This is a genomic window from Vibrio sp. 1249-1 (assembly GCF_033340495.1).
This window is the reverse complement of sequence record NZ_JAWOWJ010001024.1, coordinates 1-547: the sequence shown is the minus strand read 5'-3', so window position 1 is coordinate 547 and position 547 is coordinate 1. Positions and strand designations below refer to the sequence as shown.

1 protein-coding gene is annotated in these 547 nt (G+C 46.4%); it reads left to right on the top strand.

What is annotated here, in order from left to right; genetic code table 11:
* Nucleotides 1-547: chorismate-binding protein (locus R7Z50_RS30260; protein WP_318150118.1), on the top strand; the 547-nt coding region annotated here is incomplete at both ends.

Here is a 547-nt window from a genome sequence, read left to right as displayed (position 1 = left end):
AGCAGCGCTAGAAAGTCGAATCGAAGATATCCGAGCTCAATGCACATCGCCAAAGCGTCTTCCAGACGCAACGCAAGTGGCCAATATCACAGCTCAACCAAGCGTTTCGGATCAAGATTTCTGTCAAATCGTCCGTGATCTAAAAGAATTCGTGGTAAAAGGCGATATTTTCCACGTGCTTCCTTCTCGTAGATTCACATTGCCTTGCCCTTCTCCGTTGGCAGCTTACAAAGAGCTAAAGCAAAGCAACCCAAGCCCTTACATGTTCTACATGCAAGATGAGCTGTTCACTTTGTTTGGTGCGTCTCCAGAAAGTGCCTTGAAGTATGAAACCGACACCAACCAAATAGAAATCTACCCAATTGCGGGGACTCGCCGTCGCGGTAAACGTCCAAATGGCGAAATCGATTTTGATTTAGATAGCCGTATTGAACTTGAACTGCGTAGCGACAAAAAAGAGAACGCTGAACATATGATGTTGGTAGACCTAGCTCGTAATGATGTAGCGCGCATCTCACAAGCTGGTACTCGTCATGTTGCCGATCTC